At 37.2% G+C, this 242-nt stretch carries 1 protein-coding gene; it reads right to left on the bottom strand.

Translation table 11 applies throughout. From position 1 onward, the window contains the following. Window positions 1-242 (bottom strand): hypothetical protein (locus Q0845_RS27805; protein WP_298521233.1); only part of this gene is annotated, 242 nt, incomplete at both ends.

The raw sequence follows: 242 nt of genomic DNA, 5'->3' as shown, positions 1-242 counted from the left end.
GTAATGGTGTTTTGACAACCTGTAGTATCATTGGTAGCCAATACAAAGATCGTTTGTACTGCTACCATCGCATTTGGATAGGCTGATGGGTTAAGTATTGGTGTATCACTTGCTAAATCTGCTGCACTTCCATAGTATATCAAGCTAATGCCTGGTACATTGTTGACTAAGTCTTCTGCTAATGAAGTTAAATCAAATACTTCGATTTGATCATCTAAAGTAATCGCATCACACAGTTCTAA

It is taken from the genome of uncultured Kordia sp., from assembly GCF_947489565.1.
Lineage (GTDB): Bacteria > Bacteroidota > Bacteroidia > Flavobacteriales > Flavobacteriaceae > Kordia.
Note: the sequence above shows the minus strand (reverse complement) of the source record. Positions and strands in the feature narration are given on the sequence as shown.